18 protein-coding genes are annotated in these 24,267 nt (G+C 53.5%); 14 read left to right on the forward strand and 4 right to left on the reverse strand.

What is annotated here, in order from left to right; translation table 11 throughout:
* Positions 1-18 precede the first annotated feature (18 nt).
* The 4 genes from ACYVAD_RS10655 (at position 19) to ACYVAD_RS10670 (ending at position 6,869) form a co-directional block, all read left to right on the forward strand.
* Positions 19-1,551, forward strand: coding sequence for a RagB/SusD family nutrient uptake outer membrane protein (locus ACYVAD_RS10655; protein ID WP_461139468.1), 1,533 nt, complete (start codon positions 19-21; stop codon positions 1,549-1,551).
* 157 nt (positions 1,552-1,708) lie between these two features.
* Entirely contained in the window at positions 1,709-2,569 is an 861-nt protein-coding gene (locus tag ACYVAD_RS10660; RefSeq protein ID WP_461139469.1) for a glycoside hydrolase family 16 protein, read from the forward strand.
* Between the two features lie 30 nt (positions 2,570-2,599).
* The gene (locus tag ACYVAD_RS10665; RefSeq protein ID WP_461139470.1) at positions 2,600-4,981 is read left to right on the forward strand and encodes a cellulase family glycosylhydrolase; all 2,382 of its coding nucleotides are present in this window, start codon (positions 2,600-2,602) and stop codon (positions 4,979-4,981) included.
* 103 nt (positions 4,982-5,084) lie between these two features.
* Entirely contained in the window at positions 5,085-6,869 is a 1,785-nt protein-coding gene (locus tag ACYVAD_RS10670) for a cellulase family glycosylhydrolase (protein ID WP_461139471.1), read from the forward strand.
* Positions 6,870-6,903: 34 nt separating this feature from the next.
* On the opposite strand, the gene ACYVAD_RS10675 is transcribed toward ACYVAD_RS10670, so the two are convergent.
* A complete protein-coding gene (locus ACYVAD_RS10675) occupies positions 6,904-9,024 on the reverse strand; it encodes a CehA/McbA family metallohydrolase domain-containing protein (protein WP_461139472.1) in 2,121 nt (706 codons plus the stop codon).
* A gap of 244 nt (positions 9,025-9,268) precedes the next feature.
* Here ACYVAD_RS10675 and ACYVAD_RS10680 point away from each other — a divergent pair, with 244 nt between their 5' ends.
* The 4 genes from ACYVAD_RS10680 to ACYVAD_RS10695 all read left to right on the forward strand — a co-directional run bounded on the left by ACYVAD_RS10680 (position 9,269) and on the right by ACYVAD_RS10695 (position 12,300).
* Positions 9,269-9,532 (forward strand): barstar family protein, encoded by a 264-nt coding sequence (locus ACYVAD_RS10680; protein ID WP_461139473.1) that lies wholly within the window; start codon positions 9,269-9,271, stop codon positions 9,530-9,532.
* A 203-nt stretch (positions 9,533-9,735) separates the two neighbouring features.
* Complete coding sequence (locus ACYVAD_RS10685; RefSeq protein ID WP_461139561.1) at positions 9,736-10,992, forward strand: putative DNA modification/repair radical SAM protein; 1,257 nt, start codon at positions 9,736-9,738, stop codon at positions 10,990-10,992.
* Positions 10,992-11,768: a TIGR03915 family putative DNA repair protein gene (locus ACYVAD_RS10690; RefSeq protein WP_461139474.1), complete on the forward strand. Its 777-nt coding sequence runs from the start codon at positions 10,992-10,994 to the stop codon at positions 11,766-11,768. The genes ACYVAD_RS10685 and ACYVAD_RS10690 overlap by 1 nt, the downstream gene beginning before the upstream one ends.
* Positions 11,769-11,781: 13 nt before the next feature.
* Entirely contained in the window at positions 11,782-12,300 is a 519-nt protein-coding gene (locus ACYVAD_RS10695; protein ID WP_461139475.1) for a hypothetical protein, read from the forward strand.
* A 25-nt stretch (positions 12,301-12,325) separates the two neighbouring features.
* Here ACYVAD_RS10695 and ACYVAD_RS10700 read toward each other — a convergent pair whose 3' ends face one another.
* Entirely contained in the window at positions 12,326-13,555 is a 1,230-nt protein-coding gene (locus ACYVAD_RS10700; protein ID WP_461139476.1) for an alpha/beta hydrolase family protein, read from the reverse strand.
* Between the two features lie 415 nt (positions 13,556-13,970).
* On the opposite strand from ACYVAD_RS10700, the gene ACYVAD_RS10705 reads away from it, so the two are divergent.
* A complete protein-coding gene (locus ACYVAD_RS10705) occupies positions 13,971-14,390 on the forward strand; it encodes a hypothetical protein (RefSeq protein WP_461139477.1) in 420 nt (139 codons plus the stop codon).
* A gap of 39 nt (positions 14,391-14,429) precedes the next feature.
* On the opposite strand, the gene hslU is transcribed toward ACYVAD_RS10705, so the two are convergent.
* Positions 14,430-15,815, reverse strand: a complete 1,386-nt coding sequence (gene hslU, locus ACYVAD_RS10710; protein ID WP_461139478.1) for an ATP-dependent protease ATPase subunit HslU — start codon at positions 15,813-15,815, stop codon at positions 14,430-14,432.
* A 231-nt stretch (positions 15,816-16,046) separates the two neighbouring features.
* Between hslU and ACYVAD_RS10715 the strand changes: the two genes are divergently transcribed.
* From ACYVAD_RS10715 to ACYVAD_RS10735, 5 genes are all read left to right on the forward strand, one after another.
* Complete coding sequence (locus ACYVAD_RS10715) at positions 16,047-17,927, forward strand: beta-N-acetylhexosaminidase (RefSeq protein WP_461139479.1); 1,881 nt, start codon at positions 16,047-16,049, stop codon at positions 17,925-17,927.
* A 260-nt stretch (positions 17,928-18,187) separates the two neighbouring features.
* Positions 18,188-19,153 carry a PhoH family protein gene (locus tag ACYVAD_RS10720; protein ID WP_461139480.1) on the forward strand — a complete coding sequence of 322 codons (966 nt, stop codon included), beginning with the start codon at positions 18,188-18,190 and terminating at the stop codon, positions 19,151-19,153.
* Complete coding sequence (locus ACYVAD_RS10725; protein WP_461139481.1) at positions 19,134-20,492, forward strand: M43 family zinc metalloprotease; 1,359 nt, start codon at positions 19,134-19,136, stop codon at positions 20,490-20,492. The genes ACYVAD_RS10720 and ACYVAD_RS10725 overlap by 20 nt, the downstream gene beginning before the upstream one ends.
* Before the next feature lie 65 nt (positions 20,493-20,557).
* Positions 20,558-21,013, forward strand: a complete 456-nt coding sequence (locus tag ACYVAD_RS10730; protein WP_461139482.1) for a GNAT family N-acetyltransferase — start codon at positions 20,558-20,560, stop codon at positions 21,011-21,013.
* Entirely contained in the window at positions 21,010-23,151 is a 2,142-nt protein-coding gene (locus tag ACYVAD_RS10735; RefSeq protein WP_461139483.1) for a ComEC/Rec2 family competence protein, read from the forward strand. Before ACYVAD_RS10730 ends, ACYVAD_RS10735 begins: the two co-directional genes overlap by 4 nt.
* 9 nt (positions 23,152-23,160) lie before the next feature.
* Here ACYVAD_RS10735 and ACYVAD_RS10740 read toward each other — a convergent pair whose 3' ends face one another.
* A complete protein-coding gene (locus ACYVAD_RS10740) occupies positions 23,161-24,219 on the reverse strand; it encodes a DUF2278 family protein (RefSeq protein ID WP_461139484.1) in 1,059 nt (352 codons plus the stop codon).
* Between the last annotated feature and the right edge of the window lie 48 nt (positions 24,220-24,267).

Below are 24,267 nucleotides of genomic sequence, written 5' to 3' on the forward strand. Positions count from 1 at the left end.
CTTATCACTTCGTAGCTCATGAAAATCTGGTATAAAACACCGGCGCTGCTGCTGGCCTTTAGTCTGCTGGGCGGCTCGTGCACCGAAAAATTCCTGGAAGTACAACCCAAAGGCACTAACCTCGAATCGAACTATTACCGCAACCAGCAGGAAGCCTTCAACGGACTGGTTGCCGTCTACGACGTAGTAGGCTGGCAAAGTGGTGGTTACATTACGAAAATCGGAACGATGAATGCCGCTTCCGACGACCATTACGCCGGTGGGGGCGGCCCCAGCGACATCAACTCCTTCCAGGTGATGACCAACTACACGCTGACGCCCGACACGGGACCGCAGGGCGACCTGTGGCGCAAAGGCTTCTCGGGCATCTTCCGGGCCAATACCATTCTGCTGAAGCTCCCCGGCGTGCCGATGGATGCGACGCTGAAAAGCCGCTACACCGCCGAAGCGAAATTCCTGCGAGCTTATTTCTACTTCGATCTGGTCCGGCTGTTCAAGAACGTGCCTTTGTTTACAAAACCCGTCGACACGGCCGATATGTACAACGTAACGCAGGCAAGCCCGGCGGAGGTGTACAAACAAATCGAGCAGGACCTGACCGAAGCGTTAACAGCCTTGCCAGCTACGGTACCGGTTGCCACGGAAGGGGGGCGGGCCACACAGGGGGCCGCCCATGCGCTGCTGGGCAAGGTATATCTACAACAGGAAAAGTTTAATCAGGCCGCCCAGGAACTGGCGCTTGTCAACGGTACGCCGGGCGGTACGAACCAGTACGGCTACAAGCTGCTGAATAACTTCGCCGATCTGTGGAAAGTCTCGAACAAATTCAACAGTGAGTCGATTTTCGAGATTTCGTTTACCAACACTTCGGCGGGCGACTGGGGCTGTGTGGCCTGTACGGAAGGAAACGTGCTGAACATCATGACTGGTCCGCGCGGCTACCGACCACTCAAAGCAGGGGCACCCGACTATGTGTCGGGCTGGAGCTTCCTGGTCGTAACGCCGGACCTGTATAATGTAATTAAAAACGATCCGCGGAGCCGGTCGACGGTGGCTAACCTCGACAGTCTCGAACGGAATGGTATCGCGACCTACGAAAAAGGCTACATGAACACGGGCTATTTTCTGGAGAAAACGGCTGCCCGTCAGGCTAACCGCCCCACCGGAGCGGGCGCGCCAGAGCTGAACTATGCGCAGAATCTGTACGATATGCGGCTGGCCGACACCTACCTGCTTGAAGCCGAAGCCCTGATTCGGGGCGGGGGCGATCAGATACGGGCCGCTACGCTGATCAACGCCGTGCGCGACCGGGCCTATGGCGATAAGCTGCATCGTGTGACGGCGACAATGGAAAACCTGATGACGGAGCGCCGGATCGAACTGGCGGGCGAAGGCCACCGCTGGCTCGACCTCGTTCGCTGGGGGAAAGCGGCTTTGGTACTATCGTCGCGCGGGTTTGTGGCGGGGAAGCACGAAATTCTGCCGATCCCGCTGCTGGAAATGGAGAACACCAAAATCCGGCAAAGCAAGGAATGGGGCGGTACGCTCTAAGCGGGGGTTTATAAATGCATGCACAGTCTTTTCTGTCATCCCAACGATAGGAGGGAGCTTCCGTAGCAGCAGAAAAATTGCTAATTCCCGGAGAGTCCCCTGGCGTCGGGATGACAGAAACGATTCCTGAATAAACCCTGAAACGACTCGACATAGCATGTATATCTTCATCAACGAGTTCGTAGCGGGGCTGCTGGCTGTTAGTTTGCTGGCAGCCTGCTCCGGGCAACCCTCGACCGTGCGCCCCAATCCAGTCGTCACGACCGGTCCGACCGATCTGGGCTGGACCTTTGACACGACTCCGGTCTGGGCCGATGAGTTTGATTATCAGGGGTTGCCCGATTCGAAAAAGTGGGGCTATGACCTTGGCGGGAGTGGCTGGGGTAACAATGAGCTGGAATACTATACCGACAGCCCCGACAACGCCCGCGTAGCCGATGGTAAACTGACGATTACGGCCCGGCGCGAGAAACGGGAAAACCGCGACTACACCTCGGCGCGACTCGTAAGCCGGGGCAAGGGCGACTTTCTCTACGGTCGGTTCGAGATTCGGGCGAAGCTGCCTGTCGGCAAAGGTACCTGGCCCGCTATCTGGATGCTGCCTACTGACTGGGTCTATGGAGGCTGGCCGAATTCGGGTGAAATCGATGTCATGGAGCATGTCGGCTACGATCCCAACGTTGTCCATATCTCGACCCATACACTGGCTTACTATTTCAAAATCAACACGCAGAAGACCGCCACGAAGCGGATAGAAACGGCCACGACCGACTACCACCGCTACCGCGTCGACTGGACACCCTACGCCATTCGGGGCTATATCGACGATCAGCACGTATTTGAGTTTGTGAACGAGGGCAAGGGCTACGCGGTGTGGCCCTTCGACAAGAAGTTTCACCTACTGCTGAATCTGGCGGTGGGTGGCGACTGGGGTGGGGCGCAGGGCATTGAGCCTACCGCTTTCCCGACGGCCATGGACGTTGACTACGTCCGTGTGTACAGGATGATTGAAAAATAAGGTGCAATCAAGGCTAAACCACGTACATCAATGAACACAATTCTACGGAAAACGACCGGGCGTCAGACGCTCGGCTACTGGTCAGTCATTTGTTTAGTAATCAGTTGGTTGTTTAGTGCGTCGTTGGCGCAGGCGCAGTTGAGTCGGCTGCGGGCCGATGGGCAACGCATTGTGAACGCGAGTAACCAGGAAGTGCTGCTGAAAGGCGTCGGGCTGGGGGGCTGGCTGTTGCAGGAAGGCTACATGATGAATCCAAATTCGGGCGGTACGCAGGGGTCATTCAAGAAGCGGCTGTACGATCAGGGTCAGTCCGATGCACAGGTCGAAACGTTCTATCAAAGCTGGCGCGATAATTTTATCACCCAGGCCGATATTAACTGGATCGCCGATCAGGGTTTCAACTGCGTCCGGATTCCGATGCACTACGAACTGTTCCTGACACCGTCGCAGCGGGCCGTGCGCAACAATGTCATCCGCAATCCGAATACGTACAGTACCTACGTCAGTTCGATGACGAGCTGGTATAACAACAACCAACTGTTTACCGATCCTAATTCCGAAGGCTTTCGTACGCTGGAGAACTGCCTGAACTGGTGCGCAGCCCGCGGTATGTACGTTATCGTCGACCTGCACGCAGCACCGGGTGCACAAGGGAGCGACTCGAACATCTCCGATGCGCTGGTCGCCAACGACCTCTGGAACAAAGCTATTTTCCAGAATGTCACGGTGCGGCTGTGGGAAACCATCGTCCGTCGGTACATCAACAACAATACGGTCGCGTTCTGGGATCTGATCAATGAACCCAACAACGTCCCCGGTGGCGGACAGGCCATTTTTAGTTTGACCAATCGACTGATCAACGCCGTGCGAAATCTGGGCGATACGCACCTGATTATGGTGGAGGGGAACGGCTGGGGCAACAACTACGATTACCTCGAACCGAACAACTTCAACAACCGCTCGAATCTGGTGTACAACGCGCACCGCTACTGGATCAATCCGAACGACGATTACGTTCGCGACGGCAATCCGAATCAGATCAACCGGATGATCAATCTGACCGAATTCCGGTCGCGCTGGAACGTACCGGTCTGGATTGGTGAGACCGGCGAAAACGACGACAACTGGCTTCGGCAGAACGTCGACAAGCTGAATGGGGCTAAAATTGGCTGGGCTCACTGGACCTACAAACGCACCAGCGACAGCCCCAACGCGGCCCTGCGCCGAATCGCGGGGCCGCCCTACCTGACCGACGGTGTATCGGCCATGAACGGGGTACTGAACAACATCAAATTCGCTAATACGAGCATCAACTACGGTCCGCTGGATGCGGTAAATCCACGGCGGGGCGCTACCAACGTTTGTACCGGTAATTACAACGCCGTACCCGCTACGATTCAGGCCGAGAGCTACTGCTCGATGAGTGGCATCGGTACCGAAACCACCACGGATGCTGGAGGTGGACAAAACGTCGGTAATATCGAAACAAACGATTGGCTGGGCTATCGCATCAACGTACCGACGGCGGGTAGCTATACCATTCAGTACCGCGTCGCAACGCCCAACAGTGGCGCTAGTATTCGCTTCGAGCGGCTGGGGGGGGCGTCGTCGTTCGGCACGATTGGTGTGCCCAACACGGGCGGCTGGCAAAACTGGCAGACCATCACGCAGACGGTACAACTACCGGCGGGTGAACAGGAAGTGGCGCTGGTTTCGGCCAATGGTAGTTTCAATATCAACTGGTTCCGTATTGCGGGGACCGGGGCACCAATCGGGCAGACGATCTGGCTACGGGGCTTCAACAATCAGTACGTATCGTCGGAGAACGGGCAGGCCCCTATCAATTGTAACCGCGCGTCGGCGGGGGGCTGGGAGCAGTTTGTCGTCGTGAATGCGGGCAACGGCAAGGTCGCCCTCCGTGGTAGTAACGGTGCTTACGTCAGTTCCGAAAGCGGGCAGGCGGCCATGACCTGTTCACGAACGACGCTGGGTACCTGGGAGTCATTCGACTGGGTCGAGCTTAGTGGCGGGCAGGTCGCCTTCCGGGGAAATAACGGGCAATACGTATCGTCGGAAAACGGGCAGACACCCATGAACTGCAATCGCTCGTCGATCAGCGGCTGGGAAGCCTTCAACTGGGGAGCCGCCGGCTCGGCCCGGTTAGCGACCCTGCCGGAAGCGGGCGGAACGGATGCGCGGTTACAGGTGTACCCGAACCCATCGACCGGTAGTTTTACCATCCGGGTGGCTCAACCAGCTCAGGTTATTATCTCGGACATTACGGGTAAAGCGATCCAGCAAACTCATGTTAAAGAAAGTCTGGACGTAACAAACATGAACACCGGCGTTTACATCATCAAAATGGACGATGGGACTAAATCGCTGTCCAAGAAAGTAATCGTAAATCCTTAATTTTTGTCGAATCCGAGTAAACCGAATAAGTCGACGGGTTATTGTTCGCCGGGGTGCGTGTTCCGGGGGACAATAACCCGCTTTGTGTATAACTTAATTAACTATGTTTTTTTCGAGACTAACGATTCAAATGGTTCTGGTGGCCAGCCTGCTTGTAGGGGGCCGGGTACTCGCCCAACAATCACCAGGATTTCTTAAAGCCGACGGTTCGCTGATCGTCGACGGAACGGGTAAGAAAATCATCCTGCGCGGGATGGGACTTGGTGGGTGGATGCTACAGGAAGGATACATGTTTCGGCTGAGCAACCTGGGGCAGCAGTACCGCATCCGGGAAAAGATTGCGGACGTCGTCGGACCCGAAAAAGCAGCCCAGTTCTACGATCGCTGGCTGGCTAACCATACCCGTCGAATTGATGTCGATTCAATGGCGGCCTGGGGCTTCAACTCGGTTCGCCTTCCCATGCACTACGATCTGTACACCCTGCCCGTCGAGCAGGAGCCGGTAGCGGGGCAACAGACATGGCTGGACAAGGGTTTCGCGATGACGGATAGTCTGCTCAACTGTTGCAAGGCTAATCGGATGTACCTCATCCTGGATTTACACGCAGCTCCTGGTGGACAAGGCAACGATCTGCCCATTGCCGACCGTGACCCGGCCAAACCGTCGCTCTGGCAAAGCGAGGCCAATCAGCAAAAGACCATTGCGCTCTGGCGAAAACTGGCCGAACGCTACGTCAATGAGCCGTGGATCGGTGGGTACGACATTATCAACGAACCCAACTGGGGCTTCGAGGACCCCAAAGACGTGCGCGGTACGGCTGAGTCGAAGAACGTTCCCCTGCGAAAGCTAATGGTCGACATCACGAAGGCTATTCGAGAGGTCGATAAAAATCACCTGATCATCATTGAGGGTAATGGTTTCGGCAATAATTACGCAGGTATCCTGCCAACCTGGGACCCAAACATGGCGTTGAGCTTTCACAAATACGGCAACTTCAACGATCAGAAATCAATTCAGAAGTTTCTGGATTTGCGGCAGCAGTATAACGTGCCGATCTGGCTGGGGGAATCGGGCGAGAACTCGAATACCTGGTTTACTGAAGCGATCCGGCTGATGGAAAGCCACGACATTGGCTGGTGCTGGTGGCAATTGAAGAAGATGGGAATCAACAACCCGCTGGAAATTAAAGCACCGGTGGGGTATCAGCGTCTGCTTGATTACTGGAGCGGTAAATCTCCGAAACCATCGCCCGCTGAGGCTCAGAAAACCCTGGACGAACTACTGACCAACGTAACGCTGGAGAAGAACCAGTACCATCGAGACGTAACCGACGCTATGTTTCGGCAAGTCCAATCCGCTTCGTCGATACCTTTTGTGGCGCATAGCCTGACGAACAAAACCACAATTCTGGCTGCTGATTTTGATATGGGGCGGCAGCGGATAGCCTACTTTGATACGGATACGGCCCGCTACCAGTACACGCCGGGCGTAAATACCGATGGAAACCGGGGGCGGGCCTACCGTAACGATGGCGTTGATATCCAACTTGATCAAACGGACAGGCGTCCGTACGTGTCGACTATTGAAACGGGCGAATGGTTAACATACACCATAGAGGTATCCAAAGCTGGTACGTACGCTGTGCGATTCCGCGTGGCCAGTGACACGACGGGTGGTCGGCTGGCAATCCAGGTCGGTAACCAGGGGACGGGTAAAGCGGTCGCTGTGCCAAATACGGGCGGCCCTACCGCCTGGCAACTCACCCCCGCCGAACCGATTCGCCTACGTAAAGGAAAGCACACATTGCGGTTAACAGCTGAGCAAGGTGGCTTCAATTTGGCCGCGGTAGAGTTGACGTCAATAACTCGAAATCGAGCGACACCTTGATAAGTGCTTGGTATAGTTATGAATGGCAGTGGGCTTAGCGAGTCAACCAGACCTGCTGCGTGAACGCACCGTTTACGGCTGCGTCCCACACCTCAACGCGTACCCACGTACGGTTTTTGAGGTTCGTCTTGAACGAGAAGGTCTGCTTACCAAACGGGAGCGTGTTGGTTAGTTCAATTCGCTCCCGAAACACCTGCTTCCCGTCACCGGAAATAATTTCGGCAAACGTCAGGGGGAAGGTCCAGTCCACGGCCAACGTAATCGTGGTTTTTCCGTCGCTGGGTAGCGTAACGATTTCGCCCGCTCCTTTGCCGTTTACGCTGAAGGCGGGGAGAAGTACCTCGCCGGTTGACACGAAAAACTTTCCCTGCCGCATGGCGTCTAGTACGGGCTGCCACCCCTGCTGGTAGGCAGGCAGTTTGTCCAGTTGCAGGTAGTTGACATTCAAGTGGGCGTAGGTCTCATTTTCCGGTTCCATGGAGAAGAGATCTGCTTCGGCGATGGCGTGTTTTTTGTGCCCCCAGTTGGCCATATCGTCCATCAAATCCAGGACCCGCCGACTCAGGCGAGGCTCCGATAAATCGGCGGGGATATTCTTCCAGGCAGCCCCGAAAAAGTGATCCGATTTGAAAAACGCTTCTTCTTTGTAAGCATCCGGGTAGCCGGTCGACCCTTTCGTGCGGGCGTGGGCGGTCCAGGCCAGCCCGTTTTCGGCTTTCAGCAAGTTGAGCATGTCCGTCTTGTCGCCGACTCGGTAGACTTTTCCGTACTGGGGATCATTCGTGACGAAGGGCATGTCGGCCTTCCGGGACATAATCCAGGTGACGGGCCGGGGAAAAAAGCTGAGCCAGTGCCCGCCAAAGAACTCATTGGGTTCTTCGCCCGGCAGCAGCAGAAATTTGCTCGTCGAGTACCGCTCGCACATATTGTGCAGCGTTTTCATCTCCCGAAGCCGCAGGCTGTCTGGTCCTTTCGGGTGGGCCGTGTAATGAAACTCGGCCAGGTGAACAATGTCGACACCCGTATTTTTGAAGACGTTGACAAAATTAGGCGTTTCCGGTACCGGCTTACCCGCCAGAATTACGTTCATCACATACTCGTTATGAAAGTGGCTCGACATGGTTTTGTAGCCCGGTACCGGCTTGTACGAATCGCCGTGGGTGAACTTTTTTACGTTCTCAAGGGCCTGAGCAGGTTGATCCGCGCTCAGCAGGCAGAAAAAGTTGAGCCGTTGCTGCGTTTTGGGCGGGGCGTTCACCCAGGGTACCCAGCGTTTGTCCCCCATCAAATCCTGCCGGATACCGATACCAAAATCGGGGATCAGGCTCCGGTAGTTTCTACCGTACCACGTAAAGTCGAGGTTAAAGGCTTCGTCGAGCGGGTAAAAGTATTGATGGGGGGCCGGGAACACCGCCAGACTACCGGCCTGGCTCTGGCCAATGATGGTTCGGTACTTAACGGCCTGCGCCTTGTTGAGCTGGCTCAGCTGGGCGGGTACCTGTTGCATCCGGTTGTCCGTATCTGACCAGGCAATTTGCGTCCAGACTGGCTTTTTTGTCACCAGTCCAGCATCGTACAGAATGGCCGTCGAGTCGACTTCCGTAGCCATCACGGCGGCTACGTTGACCAACGGCGTACCCGTGTAGACCGTAATCTCCAGAGCTCCGCTGAACGTACCCGCCTGTACGTCACCAATCCGAATAACGGTTCGTGAGCCAACCGTCCGAACGCTGGCGCTCCGTTTCGTCAGTTCAACGGCATAGGACTGGTGCGGTCTTTTGTTGGTTTTATCAAAAAAGATGTTCCAGCCGTTTTGCGAGACCAGATCGCGTTTGCCGACAGTTAGCACGAACGCCGGGTCGAGCGCGCTGGCAATTTCTTTCCAGCTTCCCCGCTGGGACACCTGAAGACTGCTGAACAGCGGCTGGGCTGGATCAAGATTAATGACGATTCTGGCTTTTTCCTGGCCGGTCGTTGGCCAGCTTACTTCCAGACCATTTGCCTGGCGGGTTACGGTCGCACCCTTGTTTTTCTGAAAGTCAGACAAATCGATAGGCGTTTGGGCATGAACAGCCGAACAGGCAAGTAAAGCGAACAGAAAGGCTAGTTTTTTCATCAACGCGCTACGTATAATGTCTGATGGGGCAGAAAGCATGGTATTGGCAGTTAGACGTATCAACGGATCAGCCAAGCATCGACCGATCTTACAGTCTAAAAGGGTAAATAATACATGAACATACTGACTTGTCTTCGTTATCGACAGGCTTTGGGTCTACCTATAACGCCGGTCAGGCGATATTTTTGAGCTGATTCGCTAGGAAATGAGATCGGTAATTCGTTGTAATTATTGACTTTACGTGACTATGTTCTACCTAAAACAAACCTCATCGCATCTCACTATGACTCTGGATTTAACGGGCATTCGGACGAAAGCCGATCTTCATAATCTGTTTATGGTAAAGCTCCAGTTTCCCGAATGGTACGGCGTGAGCTGGGATGCCTTTTGGGACTGTATCATCGCGGTAGTCGAGATGCCCGCGCAGGTGACCCTAATTCACTGGGAAGAATTTGAGCAGCAGTGTCCGCGTGATATGGAAATTTTACGTAAAATCATCTATGATTATAAGGAGACGATGAGGCCTAAATCGATCATACTGGCCTAGCTGTTCAGCGCGACGATTTGGAAATTTTACCCCGACCTAAACTCAGTAAAATGATAGTCGCCTTGTACACAAGCAGGTAGCTATCGTGCCCCCGAAAGAAGGTGATGAAGCAGCGTTATTTGTCCGCATTTCGCTACTAATCCCGGCGGTCAGCAGCGGATAAAAGCGTATTTTTATCGTCAATCAAAAAGGGGGGAGAGATGGTGAATGACCGAGTGATGGAGAAGCTGGAAATACTTGCTGATGCGGCTAAATATGATGTGTCCTGTTCCTCTGGTCAGAGCAAGCGAGTTAATAAAGACAAAGGGTTAGGTGATTCAAAAGGATACGGTATTTGCCACGCCTTTACCGAGGATGGTCGGTGCGTATCGCTACTAAAAATACTGCTTACCAATCATTGCATCTTCGACTGTGCGTATTGCGTGAGCCGCAAAAGCAATGACGTAAAGCGGGCCGCTTTTACGGTCGAAGAAGTGGTTGATCTAACGATCAATTTCTACCGGCGCAATTACATTGAAGGCCTTTTCCTGAGTTCGGGCATCTTCGACAGTCCGGATTACACCATGGAGCGCCTGGTACGGATTGCCAAAAAGCTGCGCACGGAGCAGAACTTCAACGGATATATTCATCTCAAAGCCATTCCGGGGGCTAGTGAGGAGTTGATGAAAGAAGCCGGTCTGTACGCTGATCGCCTGAGCGTCAACGTCGAAATGCCTACCGAGCAGAGCTTGAAGCTACTGGCACCGGAGAAGAACCACCAGGACGTCATCCGGCCGATGACTTACCTGAAAACTGAGATTGCTGGCTATCAGGAAGAGAAAAAGCGTAATCACAAGGCGCCACTTTTCGCGCCCGCCGGTCAGAGTACCCAAATGGTAATCGGGGCGACCAAAGAAAGCGATCTGGACATCTTGGGGATGGCGACTCATTTCTATCATCAGATGAACCTCAGGCGCGTGTATTATTCTGGCTATGTGCCCATCAGCCAGGATAACCGGCTCCCTTCGATTGGTACGCCGGTGCCCATCATTCGGGAAAATCGACTGTATCAGGCGGATTGGCTACTGCGTTATTATGGCTTTGCGTTCGATGAGTTGGTGGGCCTGGAGCAACCTAATCTGGAACTGGATATTGATCCCAAGCTGGGCTGGGCGCTACGGCATCTGGAGCAATTTCCCGTTGATGTCAACACGGCTGATCTGGAGCTCATCAAACGGATTCCGGGCATCGGCTTTCAAAGTGCCCAGAAAATCGTGGCTGCCCGGCGTTACCGAAAAATGCGCCCCGACCACCTAAAACAGATGGGGATTGCTTACAATCGGGCTCAGTATTTTCTGGCGTTTGCTACACCGTTTTCGTTGGTTAAAGACTACACGTCTTCGCAACTCAAACAGTTGATCCTGGCGCGGCAAAAAAGCAAGTACGAGCGCAACCTGTCGACGCAACTAAGCTTATTCTGATGACAACGCTGCTTTACGACGGAACCTACGAAGGCTGGCTAACGGCCGTGTTCGACATTTATAAGTACAAGCTGGGGGATGTGCAGTTCGCCAATCAGGAAGCGTACTGCGCCCCGCTGTTTGGGGCAACCAAGCCGGTCATTACCGATGAAGAGAAGGCGAAGCGGGTACTCGATGGTTTACGAAAACGGTTGTCGGTTCAGGCAATAGATCAACTGTACAAGGTGTACCTGTCCGATACGGCGAAGTCGGAAGAGGTGATGTGGCAGTTCGTGCGTCACGTTTTTGGGAATACCCAAAACGTGGAGGAGGATTACGGTCACCCGGCCGTGTGGGCTGTTCGACAGGCAGCTAAGCGGGTAAAACGAGAAGCGCACCGAATGGAAGCGTTTGTTCGCTTTAAGCTGACCAGCGATCAGTTGTACTACGCCATCATTGAGCCGGACTGTGATGTACTGCCCCTTATCGCTGGCCATTTTGAAAGCCGGTACGCTGACCAACGGTGGTTGATTTATGACGCCAGACGCAAATATGGTGTCTATTACGATTTAATGACTGTAACCCCGGTGTCGGTTGATTTTAATCAGGGTAGGCGGGCTACGTCTACGCTCATTGCCGAGATCAGCGACGAGCGAGAGGAGTTTTACCAGGAACTCTGGCGTCGCTACTTTAAGAGTGTTACGATTGACGCCCGCAAAAACGTACGGCTTCAGCTACAGCATATGCCCAAACGCTACTGGAGGCACTTGACAGAACAAATACCCAAAGGGATATAACTATCTATCTGCTATGACAATCAATCTGTTCGCCTGTCAAATACTGCTTGCTGGCTTTTACGTGGCCGGTTGGTTTACAAAAACGCCAGCGGAATTACCGCGCGCTTTTTGTTCAGCGTATTATCAGGACAAAGTCAAGGCAAGCCAGCAGGCTCCTGATAGGAACCCAGTAAAAATTGCAAAAAAGGGAAACGACCAAACGCTATCGGATACCACTGTTTACAGGATTGTTCAAGTACCGCCAGCGTTCGTTGGAGGTAATACCGCGATGCAGCAATACATTCAATCGACCAGCCGGTACCCGGTCAGTCTCAAAAAAGGTCCCCTCGTACAGATTCGGCTGCTGATAGAAAAAGACGGCTCCGTATCGGAGGTTAAAGCCGCCTATACGGAAGTCGACGATAAGTACGTGCAAGAGGCCAAACGTGTCGTGGAAACCATGCTCAATTGGGTGCCCGGGTCGCAGGCTGGGCGACCACTAAGGTATACACTCTGGTCCCGATTCGCGGACGCGAAAAAAGAAATACGTTAGTTGAGTTTCTTGCTGGAGCTGTTAGTTACTGCACAATATGGTACTCGCTGGAAACGATTGTGTTACGTTCATCAACCGCGTTCAAGAACCAGATGGTCGCGCCATCCGGTGGAGCAGGCGCGGTGATTAATGTACCGTCCACTTTTGCCGGCAACGTAACCCATTTTCGTGCTTCGTAGGGAAGCGTTGTGTCTGTTGTGTAGGATAAGGACGCGCTGAAGATGCGGGTTTTGGTGAGGACCTTGGCCGTTACCTGACCAAACCCGATATGCTGAGCAATTACAGCGGGCAGGGGTTTGCCCCCGAAGAGTACCTGATTGAAAAATACTTCAATCTCAGGCGCATTGGCGCCGTCGCCCTGTGAGTGTCTGAAGAAAGGCCGTAGACTATACAGCGAATTTTTTTCAACCAACTCGTAGGATTTACTGAGGCTGACGGGCGTAAAGTACTGATCTGTTGCGCCCGCGAGCCACAGCACAGGTATTCTGGCAAAAGGCAAGTAATTGGATGGGTCGTACTTCGCAATCCACTGGTTACGTTGCTGACCCGTGAGCGCCGTAAAACTCTGATCGAATAGACCGCCCGGCTCTCCCAAATAACCGCAGCCGTAGCTGATGCTGGCAGCGCTCAGGCGGGGGTCCAGTCCGGCAACGATACTCGTCAGAAAACCACCCCAACTGACGCCCGCGATCGTCGTCCGGTCCATATCGACATCCGGTAAGCTCCGGATGAGTGAGTGCGCAGCCATGACGTTAGCCACAGCATGATACACCCACTGCTGATCCTGAGACTGGGTAATACTGGTAAATTTTTCCGTAGATCCCTGGGATGGTCCTCCTTTGGGTAGGTGCTGCTGGTCAGGGCCGTTGCCTCCCAGGTCCATCGCAATGGCGTGGTAACCGCGACTTGCCCACAGTTGAACCCATTCTTTAAACGCTTGGCCGTCGCCACCGTGTACGAGGACGATCGCGGGACGTTTGCCCGTTGCTCCATTACTGGGTTTGGCGTAATAAGCGAAAACATCCGTGGCTGGAAGCGACCCGTAGGCGGGACCACTGTAAATAAGCTGGCGGACAGGCTCACTATCCGAGTTTATCCAGCGAAAACTCGGCGTGTTTGCCAGCTCCCTGGGACGCCAGGGGCCGATCTGGGAAGCTAATTCAGGTGTTGATGCGGGGGTAGTGTCGGGTACGTCTAGTTTGTTACACGAGGTAACAACTATTGAACAGATTGTTAAAACTAAAATACGTAGCAAGTGATTAGCTATCATGAAATGGCTCTATCCTGGGTCAGTAGCAGTCGTAAAAGTAGTAGCAGAAACCGTTTAAAAAATTTGTTTGCCGGAAAATTTCAAATTTTACTTAAGCGGTTGCTATTCTTGAATAGTATCACAAATAAGGCCAAAAATGATTGAAGAAGGTCATTTGGCTAATTTTAGTTTATAAACTACCAATAAAGTGTCACATACGAATAAGTTTTTCGTTTGCTCAGGATACTTTTTTACCTGGTTAAGCAAGTAGAGAGGGTTATTTACAAATAATTGATTTCGTATATATTTTATTTTTCGCCAAAATCACGCCAGTGCTTGGCTTGAGATAAGGAAGTGATAGATTATTGGCTTATAAATCAATTTGTTGAAAACCCTGAATTGATCGGAGAAAACCTGCTGTATGGATGATATAGAACCCTGCATTCGCCCGCTGGTCGATGCCGTCAACGCGACGGGAATTGCCAGGACGTTTTCGAGTTGCGAAGGCCATTACGCGCCCAACGAGCAGACATTGGTAGACCGTAATCGCGCTGAGATTCGCTTTGTACCAGCAATTAATAAGTCAGCGGAGGAGGTTGAGCAGTTACTGACGTATCTGTTAACGGCCTTCAAGCGGCAGTACGGTATTTTACCGATTCACCTGACCGGCTACAAATTGTACACGCCCATTGACGATACGTCCATCGAAGAAACCTTCGTGCTAGAACTCCGGCCCTTCAACCGCTTTGACCCGCCCGACCGGAAGCGCGCCGATACGGATCGGGGCATTGAGCAGGTGGTAAGGTTGCTACAAAAAAATGACCGTCCCTACCCGCTTTGACTAAGCCAGTAGGGACGGTCGCCTATCAGAGTAATACGTTTACAGAATGAACTGACTCAGGTCACGGTTTTTGACCAGACCGTTTAGTTTCTCATTGACCAGTTCCTTGGTGACAACGACGCGTGCATTCGCGCCGATGACGTCCGGAATATCAAACATAAAGTCATTCATAAGGTGGCTCAGGACGGTCTGTAACCGACGGGCGCCGATATTCTCAACGTCGGCGTTGACTTCAAAAGCGATCCGGGCTAGTTCGCGCAGGGCTTCATCGTCGAACGTCAGTTCCACGTTTTCCGCCTGGAGCATGGCTTCGTACTGCTTGGTCAGCGCATTTTTGGGTTCTTTCAGGATCTGGTAAAAATCATTCTCCGACAGACTCTGCAATTCAACCCGAATTGGAAAACGCCCCTGCAACTCCGGAATCAGGTCGCTGGGTTTCGCTACGTGGAAGGCTCCAGCCGCAATGAACAGAATGTGATCCGTATGAAGAACGCCATATTTGGTGTTCACGGCGCTACCTTCAACAATGGGCAGCAGGTCACGCTGAACACCCTCGCGGCTTACGTCGGGTCCTCCACCGTTGCCGGAGCGGGACGAGGCAACTTTGTCGATTTCGTCGATGAAGATAATCCCGGCGTCTTCGGCTTTGCGGATGGCTTCTTCCTTCACCTCGTCCATGTCGATCAGCTTGGCGGCTTCCTCCTCCAGCAAAATAGTGCGGGCTTCGGCGATGGTGACCTTACGTTTCTTGCCACGCTTCGGCATCATGTTGCCGATCATTTCCTGGATATTCATCATCGACAGGTCGTCGACCCCCCCGCCCAGCACGCCAATGTTCGGCGTCTGCGACTGCTGGACATCGATATCAATCTTGCGATCATCCATCTCGCCCGAGCGGATTTTCTCCCGAAAACGTTCGCGGGTACGTTCGTTCAGTTCGGCGTCTGAATCGGGATTCTCGTGCGCAAAGCCTACCGAGGGGGTGGTGGCTGGCTTGACGGACGGGATCAATATGTCAAGAATCGCGTCTTCTACATTCTGTTGTGCTTTTACTTTTACCGTTTCTTTCTTCACCGTGCGGACCATATTGATCGCCTGCTCGACCAGGTCGCGAACCATGCTTTCCACGTCGCGGCCGACGTAGCCGACTTCGGTAAACTTCGATGCTTCAACTTTAATAAAAGGCGCATCGGCTATTTTGGCGAGCCGCCGGGCAATTTCGGTTTTACCAACACCGGTAGCACCAATCATCAGAATATTGTTGGGCGTAATTTCGCGTTGCATGTCGGCCGCGCTGTTCATCCGGCGCCAGCGGTTACGCAGGGCAATGGCTACGTTACGTTTGGCGTCGTGCTGGCCAATAATGTACTGATCCAGTTCAGCAACAATCTGCCGGGGGGTAAGGTCTTTGAGTAATTGGGTCATTGAAAAAACGGGGACAGATTAACGTCCATGCAGAAGAAACGCATGAAACGGAAAAATGTGCCAATAACGGAGGGATTTTTGGCGTTCCAATGGAGGCTGTCTCTCCTGCTGGGCGTAGTTGGAACAAATCTACTACCTTTGATTTTTCCTGAACGTACCCGGTTCAATGAACTCGCCCGGATGGGTCGGTGACTGGGTGGATCGGCTAATCTCTCCTTATTTTCGGCGTATATGCACCTTTTACGTACTGCTTTTCTGGCTCTCTGCGTCAGCATAGCCAATGCGCAAGCTCCTATTCATCTGATTCCTCAGCCTGTCCGCATGCAGGCTCAGAAAGGAACGTTTGCATTAAGTAAATCAACCAGTATTCAGTATAACCAGGCTGCCGGCAAAGTCGCGGCTGACCTGCTGGCTCAACAACTAAATACCCCCACGGGCTACTCGATCAAACCGAAAGAAGGGAAGTCGGGGGCTATTCAGCTTAATTTGAACGCAACGCCAAACGCGCAGCTTGGCGCCGAAGGTTATTCGCTGTCGGCAACGCCCAAGGGGGTTGTGATTACGGCCAATCAACCCGCGGGTTTGTTCTACGGGGCACAGACGCTGGCCCAATTGCTGCCGAAAGAAATTGGTAGTAAAACTGCGGTCAACGCCAACTGGACCGTTCCGGCGGTGGAGATTACGGATTATCCGCGTTTCGGCTGGCGGGGCATCATGCTCGATGTTAGCCGTCACTTCTTTCCGAAGGAGGACGTAAAAAAATACATCGACCAGATCGCCAAGCTGAAATACAATACATTGCACTGGCACTTAACGGACGACAACGGCTGGCGGATCGAGATCAAATCGCTGCCGAAGTTGACCAGCGTTGGTGCCTGGCGCGTTGCCCGGACAGGCCATTTCAACGATCGGGCGGAGCCGAAACCCGGAGAGCCAACGCCCTATGGCGGTTTTTACACCCAGGATGATATCCGTGAGATTATCAAATACGCGCAGGATCGTAACGTAACGATTGTGCCGGAAATCGATATTCCTGGCCACAGCATGGCCGCGCTGGCGGCTTATCCCGAACTAAGCTGCACGAAAGCGCCGGTTAGTGTCAACCCCGGTACGGCGTTCTCGGAATGGTACGGCAACGGTACGTTCAAAATGAAGGTGGAGAACACGCTGAACCCATCGGACGAGAAAGTATATGAGTTTCTGGATAAGGTATTTACCGAAGTAGCGGCCCTGTTCCCTAATCCATACATCCACGCGGGTGGCGATGAGTGCTACAAAGGTTTCTGGGCGCAGGACCCCGGTTGTCAGGAGTTGATGAAGAAACTCAACATCCGTCACGTCGAAGACCTGCAAGGCTATTTCATGGGCCGGGTCGAGAAGATTCTGACTGCCAAAGGCAAGAAATTCCTGGGCTGGGATGAAATTCTGGAAGGGGGTATCTCGCCAACCGCTACGGTTATGAGCTGGCGGGGCGTGAAGGGGGGCATTGAAGCTGCTCACCTGGGACATAATGTAGTTATGACCCCTACCACCTACGCCTACCTGGATTATAACCAGGGCGATAATTCCGTTGATCCGCCCATCTACGCAACGCTACGGGCCCAGACGAGCTACAACTACGAACCTGTGCCGGATGGCGTTGATCCGAAATATATTCTGGGTGGGCAGGGTAACCTCTGGACTGAGCAGATTCCGACGATGCGCTATGCCGAATACATGACCTTCCCGCGCGCCTGGGCGCTGTCTGAAGTTTACTGGTCGCCAAAGGAGATCAAAAACTGGCCGAACTTCGTGAAGCGCATGGAAACGCACTTCGATCGGGCGGACGTGGCGCAGGTAAACTACTCGAAAGCCGTGTACGACGCCATCGTTAAAACTAGCATGAAAGATAATAAGCTCATGCTGGACATGGCAAGCGAGGTGCCGGGTCTGGACATCTATTATTCGACCGACGATACCATGCCTGATCAGTTCTCGACCAAATACAGCCAGCCGGTCGAACTCCCGGACGGCCCCATTACGCTGCGTGTTGTTACGTACCGGGCCGGTAAACCAATTGGTCATCTGATTACCCTCTCGCGCGATGCCCTGATGAAACGAGCCGGTCGGTAAGCGTTGATCGTCATCGTGAATAAAAGCAGTGAGTTGGTGAGGTCGCGTCAAGCGACCTCACGCGTAAATAGGGTAGTCGCTGTTGACTTCGTTGCCGACCGTCAACTCGCAAATGTTCTGATGCTGAGGGGGGCTAATAAACTTACTGGTCCCGCTTGCTTAAACCAGAGTAAATGCGTGAATAATTTTTCTAAAAATCGTGTTATATACGAAAAGAAATCGCTTACTTTTCGGAGTCACACTTAAACGTTAGTCATCGTTTGGTCGAAAAAGTCATCACCCTCGATAATGTCTCGCTCATTGATTTTCTGGGCGTAGAAAACAATAATATTAAAGAAGTTGCCGCAGCGTTTCCAATGAGTAAAATCATCTCCCGCGGCAACGAAATCCGGATCAAGGGTACTACGCCCGAAATCGCCCGGATTAGCGACATCCTGGATTCACTGCTTGAACATTACCAGCGTTACGGAAAAATTACGCACGAAAACGTGCAAAATTACCTCACCACCAGTGGGATACCCACGGCTGGCATAGGCGCAGTTCCTCCCGTCCCGCCGGACGACGATGAAGTTCTGGTCTATGGAACGCGTGGGGTGGTCGTGCGGGCGAAAACCGACAACCAGAAACGGTTGGTCGAAGCCGCTGAGAAGTATGATCTGGTTTTTGCTGTCGGTCCTGCCGGTACAGGTAAAACATATACGGCGGTTGCCATCGCGGTTCGGGCGCTGAAAAACAAGGAAGTCAAGAAGATCATCATCACACGCCCTGCCGTGGAAGCGGGCGAGAACCTGGGTTTTTTACCCGGTGATCTAAAAGAAAAAATCGATCCGTATCTGCGGCCAATCTACGACGCGCTGGACGATATGATTCCGGCTGAGAAACTAAAGTTCTACCAGGAAAACCGGATCATCGAAATCGCGCCCCTGGCGTACATGCGTGGTCGGACGCTGAATAATGCGTTTATTCTGCTCGATGAAGCGCAGAACACAACGACCATGCAGATGAAGATGTTCCTGACGCGGATGGGGCCAACGTCGAAAGCTATCATTACGGGCGACCGATCACAGATTGACTTGCCCAACCGGCAGAAATCGGGTCTGGTTGAATCGCTGGCTATTCTGAAAGATGTCAAAGGAATTTCGTTCGTCGAACTCGATGGTCGGGATGTAGTACGTCACCGACTCGTGCGGGAAATTGTAACGGCTTATGAAAAAGCGGGTCAGTAATCGACTGAAACAAACCGGGAGAACCGGCTGGCGTTGGCTGGCCGGTTCTTTTGCGTGCTTGGCAACCTCCGTCGCCTGGGCGCAAACGCCCGCCGATACCGCCGTTATTCGCTGCGGATCGGGTATCTACGAAAAACTAAAGCAACAGCAAAATCCGGAGAGAGCCCGAAAACTCATTGAATTCAACCGGCGGATTGATCAGTACCTGGATACCCAGAAGAAATTTCGGTTACAGGCCGACGAAACCGTTTATCGGATTCCGATCGTCGTGCACGTCGTGCACAGCACGGCGTCTGGCACCATCGGCGGGGGCAACAACGTCAATATTTCGACCGAACAGATTATCTCCCAGATTCAGACTCTGAACGAAGATTACCGCCGGAAACAGGGAACGAGTGGCTACAATGCCAGTCCGGTGGGCGCCGATGCCAAGATTGAATTTTACCTGGCTACGACCGACCCTAACAATCAACCTTCCTCCGGAATTACCCGGACCTACTACACCGGTAAATCGTCCTTCAATCCCTACGCAGATGCCGACCGGCAGGAACTTGCCCGGGTGGCTTACTGGCCCAGCGATCGGTATCTGAACATCTGGATAACCAACCTGGAAGGTGTTCTGGGCTTCACTGAGTTTCCGGCAGCGGCTGATACGTTGAAGGGCTTACCCTCGGTTGGGAGCGAATACATCGACGGTTCCATCATTGACTATCGGTATTTCGGGCGGCAAACGGGAACGGTGCAAAGCTCATTGTATAATCTGGGACGAACGACTACGCACGAAATTGGGCATTGGCTGGGACTCCTTCATCCAAACGGAGACGCGTCCTGCGGTAATGATTACGTTGCTGATACGCCCCCGACGGAAAGTCTGAATCAATCGTCCCAATGTCGGGAGTTGTACTCGACCTGTGTGAGCGGAGTGCGCACCCGTAACCTGACCGAAGATTACATGGATTATTCGCCCGATGCCTGCATGAACTTGTTCACGCAGGGGCAAGTGGCGCGGATGCGGGCGGTATTGCAGTTAAGCCCCCGGCGGGCGCGGCTCATTCAGTTCGCGTCGACGGGTGCCCTGCCCGAAGCGGAAACACTGACGGTGAACGTATCGCCGAATCCGGCAACCATTGATCCCGTGGTGGACGTGCAACTGAAAGGGGTCCAGGATTTTACCGTCGATCTATTTGATGTTAGCGGTCGGCAAATTCGTTCGTACCCCTACTACAGCACCCCAAGCACCCGCGTCTCGGTAAGAACCAATGACTTACCCATGGGATTGTATATCGTTCGAGTAAAAACGGCCAATGAGCAGGTTAGCAAGCGGTTACTAGTCCAGTAGACGGATCGCCATCACCATAATGTCACCAATCGACTGGTTGCTCAGGGCGACCAGTTGCTTCTTATATGATCAACGTTTTACCGATTACCAGTCCTGTCGATCTGGAGACGGCTTTTTCAATTCGCCGGACTGTATTTGTGGAAGAGCAGCGCGTGTCGGCCGAAGAAGAATACGACGAGTACGAATCGACCAGTACGCATTTTCTGGCCAGAACCAGAGACGGGACTCCCTGTGGAACCGCCCGCTGGCGTCGCACGTCGGAAGGGGTAAAGATGGAGCGCTTTGCCGTGCTGCGTGAGTGCCGGGGGAAAGGCGTGGGGAAAGCGCTGGTCCGTACCGTTCTTGATAGTATCTTCAGCGAGCAACCCGAACCCATCGAGCGGATTTACCTGCATGCGCAGGTAACGGCGATGCCCTTGTACGCTGGCTTCGGCTTCGTGCCGGTCGGGCCAATGTTTGAGGAAGCAGGTATCCAGCACTACAAAATGGTCCTGCCAGGTTCTGCTTACGTCACGCAATGAAAACCGGCTTCGGCAGTTACCCCTTTGTCCGGTACGCGGCTGGTCTTAGTCTCGGAATCGGTTTTTACGTACTGCTACCGGAAACCAGATGGCTTCCCTGGCTCATACTGCTAGCGGGAGGGGGCTTATTGTTGCTCAGCTTTCGGCGAAAAGATGAGCAACGCTACCGACCAAGTCAAACCGCTTCCGGGTTGGGCGCTCTGCTGGTCTTAGTAACACTGGGCTGGTTGGTAACGTACCTACGAACGGGGAGCAATCAGCCGGATTCTATTCTCCACGTTGCCACTACGCCCGCTGATACGTTACTACAAAATTACGTAGGGGTTGTCACGGCCCAGCCCGAAGAACGGGCCAAAACGTACCGCGTTGAACTAGCGGTTCGGCGGGGTTTAGTTAGTCATCAATGGCAGCCGATGAGTGGACGGGTACTGGTCTATCTTGACAAGGCTAACCAGCCAATGCCCCGTTACGGTGAGGTGTGGCTGGTAACGGGAGCGCCCCGACTGATCGACCCGCCCCTGAATCCAGGAGAGTTCAATTACAAACGTCATCTAAGTTACCGGGGAATCTACCACCAGCAGTACCTACGTCCGTTTCAGCGCCGAGTTCTTGGCGTTGATCCACCAAATCCACTGACCCAGCTGGCCATTCGGACCAATCAGTGGGCCGATGGTGTCTTTACGCGGCAGATTGTAAGCCGGGCTGAGTACGGTATCATCAACGCCATGATTCTGGGTGTTCGGGACGATCTGGATTCGGCGCAGTATCAGGCGTACTCCATCGCGGGGGCCGTGCACATTCTGTCCGTGTCGGGTATGCACGTCGGTATTCTGTTTCTGATATTAACCTGGCTGATCGGCTTGGTGGCGGGTAAGCGCGACGATCGGGTTTGGTTGGTGCTGCTGCAACTGGCGATCCTCTGGTTCTACGCCCTTATTACGGGTTTTTCGTTACCCGTACTGCGATCGGCGGGCATGTTCTCGCTGCTGCTGATTGCTAAGGCACTGGGTCGGCGGACTCCGTTGCCCAACACGTTGGGGGCGGCCACGTTCTTTATTCTACTTTACGATCCGTATGCCCTGTTTTCGGCTGGCTTTCAGCTCTCCTGTCTGGCGGTGGCCGGTTTGGGAGCCTGGCAGTCGTCGCTGTATCAGTCCATTACGTTCCGCTACACCTGGCAGAACAAACTCTGGGAGTTAACAGCCGTGGCGCTAGTCGCCCAACTTATTACGTTCCCACTGGCGGTTTTTTACTTTCATCAGTTCCCGACGTATTTCCTGCTGGCCAATCCGCTGGTCATGGGCTGCTCGCTTGTACTGCTTCCACTAGCGATGGCGCTACTGGCTGTGAGCTGGATACCGTATGTAAACGATGGACTGGGCTGGCTGTTGAAACAGGTAGCCTGGTTGCTTAACTACGCCGTTACGCAAACGGGGAAACTGCCCGGCGCGGCCTGGGATGGGCTGTGGTTGTCACCCTTCGCTCTGGCGTTGGTGTACGGAATCATTATTGGTAGCATTATGCTGCTCCTGACCCGGAGTCGAACCTATGCCTGGGTGACCTGCTGGCTGGCGTTGCTGCTGGCGGGGGGAACCATCTGGGGAGATTATGAGCAACGTCACCAGCGTCGGCTGGCGGTACATTTTCTGCCGCATAAGACAGCTGTCAGCTTAACCGATGGTTATAACAGCATCTTGCTAACCGACCTGGACACCAGCGATACGCGTTCGTATGACTTTTACCTCAAAAATACGTTCGGTGGCTGGGGAATTTCCCGACCCGAAATTGCCTCGCTGGCTAGTCGGCGGGATACCTTGCCCGCTCCAGCCATACCGGCTTATTACCAAACTTCAGCCTACGGACTTTGGGTATGGCAGGGAAAAAGCATCCTGCTTGTTAACAAATTGACGGGGAAGAGTCACTGGAAATTGCCGGCCGTCGTTGATTACCTGATCATTCGTCGGAACGCGCTGCGGGACTGGGAGCAACTCAAGGGTAGAGTTGTCGCCCGACAGATTGTCTTCGATGATTCCAACAAAACACCCCTGACCGACCGGTTGTTAGCCGAAGCCGGTCGGCGGGGTATTCGCTGCTATTCGGTGCGGCAAATGGGTGCCTACGTAACGAATATTGACTGATGACTGTCGTCAGAATACGACCCATTCGCCCGGCGTACCAACCTGCACCTGGGTGTAACTGACACCGTGAATCTTGAGTCCGGCCTGGTCCACCAGCGTAATAATCCCGCCCTTATTCGCTAACTGGGCCTGCGTTCCGCGGAGCTGGATGACTCTTGTTTCACCGGAGGCCAGTTGACCCGTGAGTACTTCTTTTCGTTTCTGCGAGTTCAGGATCGCCCAGCCATCGAGCGACACGGCTTTCGCCAGCGGATTGAATAGCAACACTCGCTCGTTGCCCGAATCTTCGCCCGCTGGATTTACCAGAGCCGCCAAAATTCGTAGCCCATTGGCCAACTCGGGTGTACTATTGATTGGGGTACCGCCTAGGTTTTCACCGGGTGTGCCTGGTATTTCCTCCCCGGGTGTCTCCTCACCGGGCGTTTCCCCGCCGGGTTCTTCGGTATGTACCGTCTGCGACTGGAATTTGAGGAAGTAAGCCACCCAGCGATCTTCTTCTGGAAAATGGATGAGTAAGGCACCGTCCTGCCACACGCCATTGTCGCCCGCGTGCGGACCCGGTGGGTTTCCCTGATTCATGTGGATGTCGTGGATGCCATTGCCCGGCCGAAAACCGAAATACTGATCGGGCTTACTGGCTTCCGGTCCCCACTTTTCGCCGAACGCGTAAACATCAGCCTGACGGGCTTTGGCCTGATCGACGTAAAAACCTATCTTATCGTTCAGGTCATTGTCGGGACCTTCCTGGGATGGGGGCAAAATCTGCATCTGATTAATGTCGAACAGATTTCCCCGAATGAAATCCAGGGCCATTCCATTCGGCTCAGAAGCAACTGCCGTGAAGCCTTCGGGTAACCCTTTGATCCGGTCACAGACGGGGTGCCGAAAGGAATCGATCACCAGAAACTGGAGGTTCCGGTTCTTCGTATCGTTCGACAGCACGTTGATGGCAATGCGGTTGTGTTCGCCTTTGGCCAGAACGTGAATCTGGAAATGGTTGCTGCGGGTCGTGCCGGGTAACGAATCGACAACTTTCCCTTTCAGGATTCCATAGCGATGGAGCGGCATAAAGAAGCAGTTAAATGCGTTTGAGAAGGTAAACTATGCAATTCAAAA

Source organism: Spirosoma pomorum, assembly GCF_054776615.1.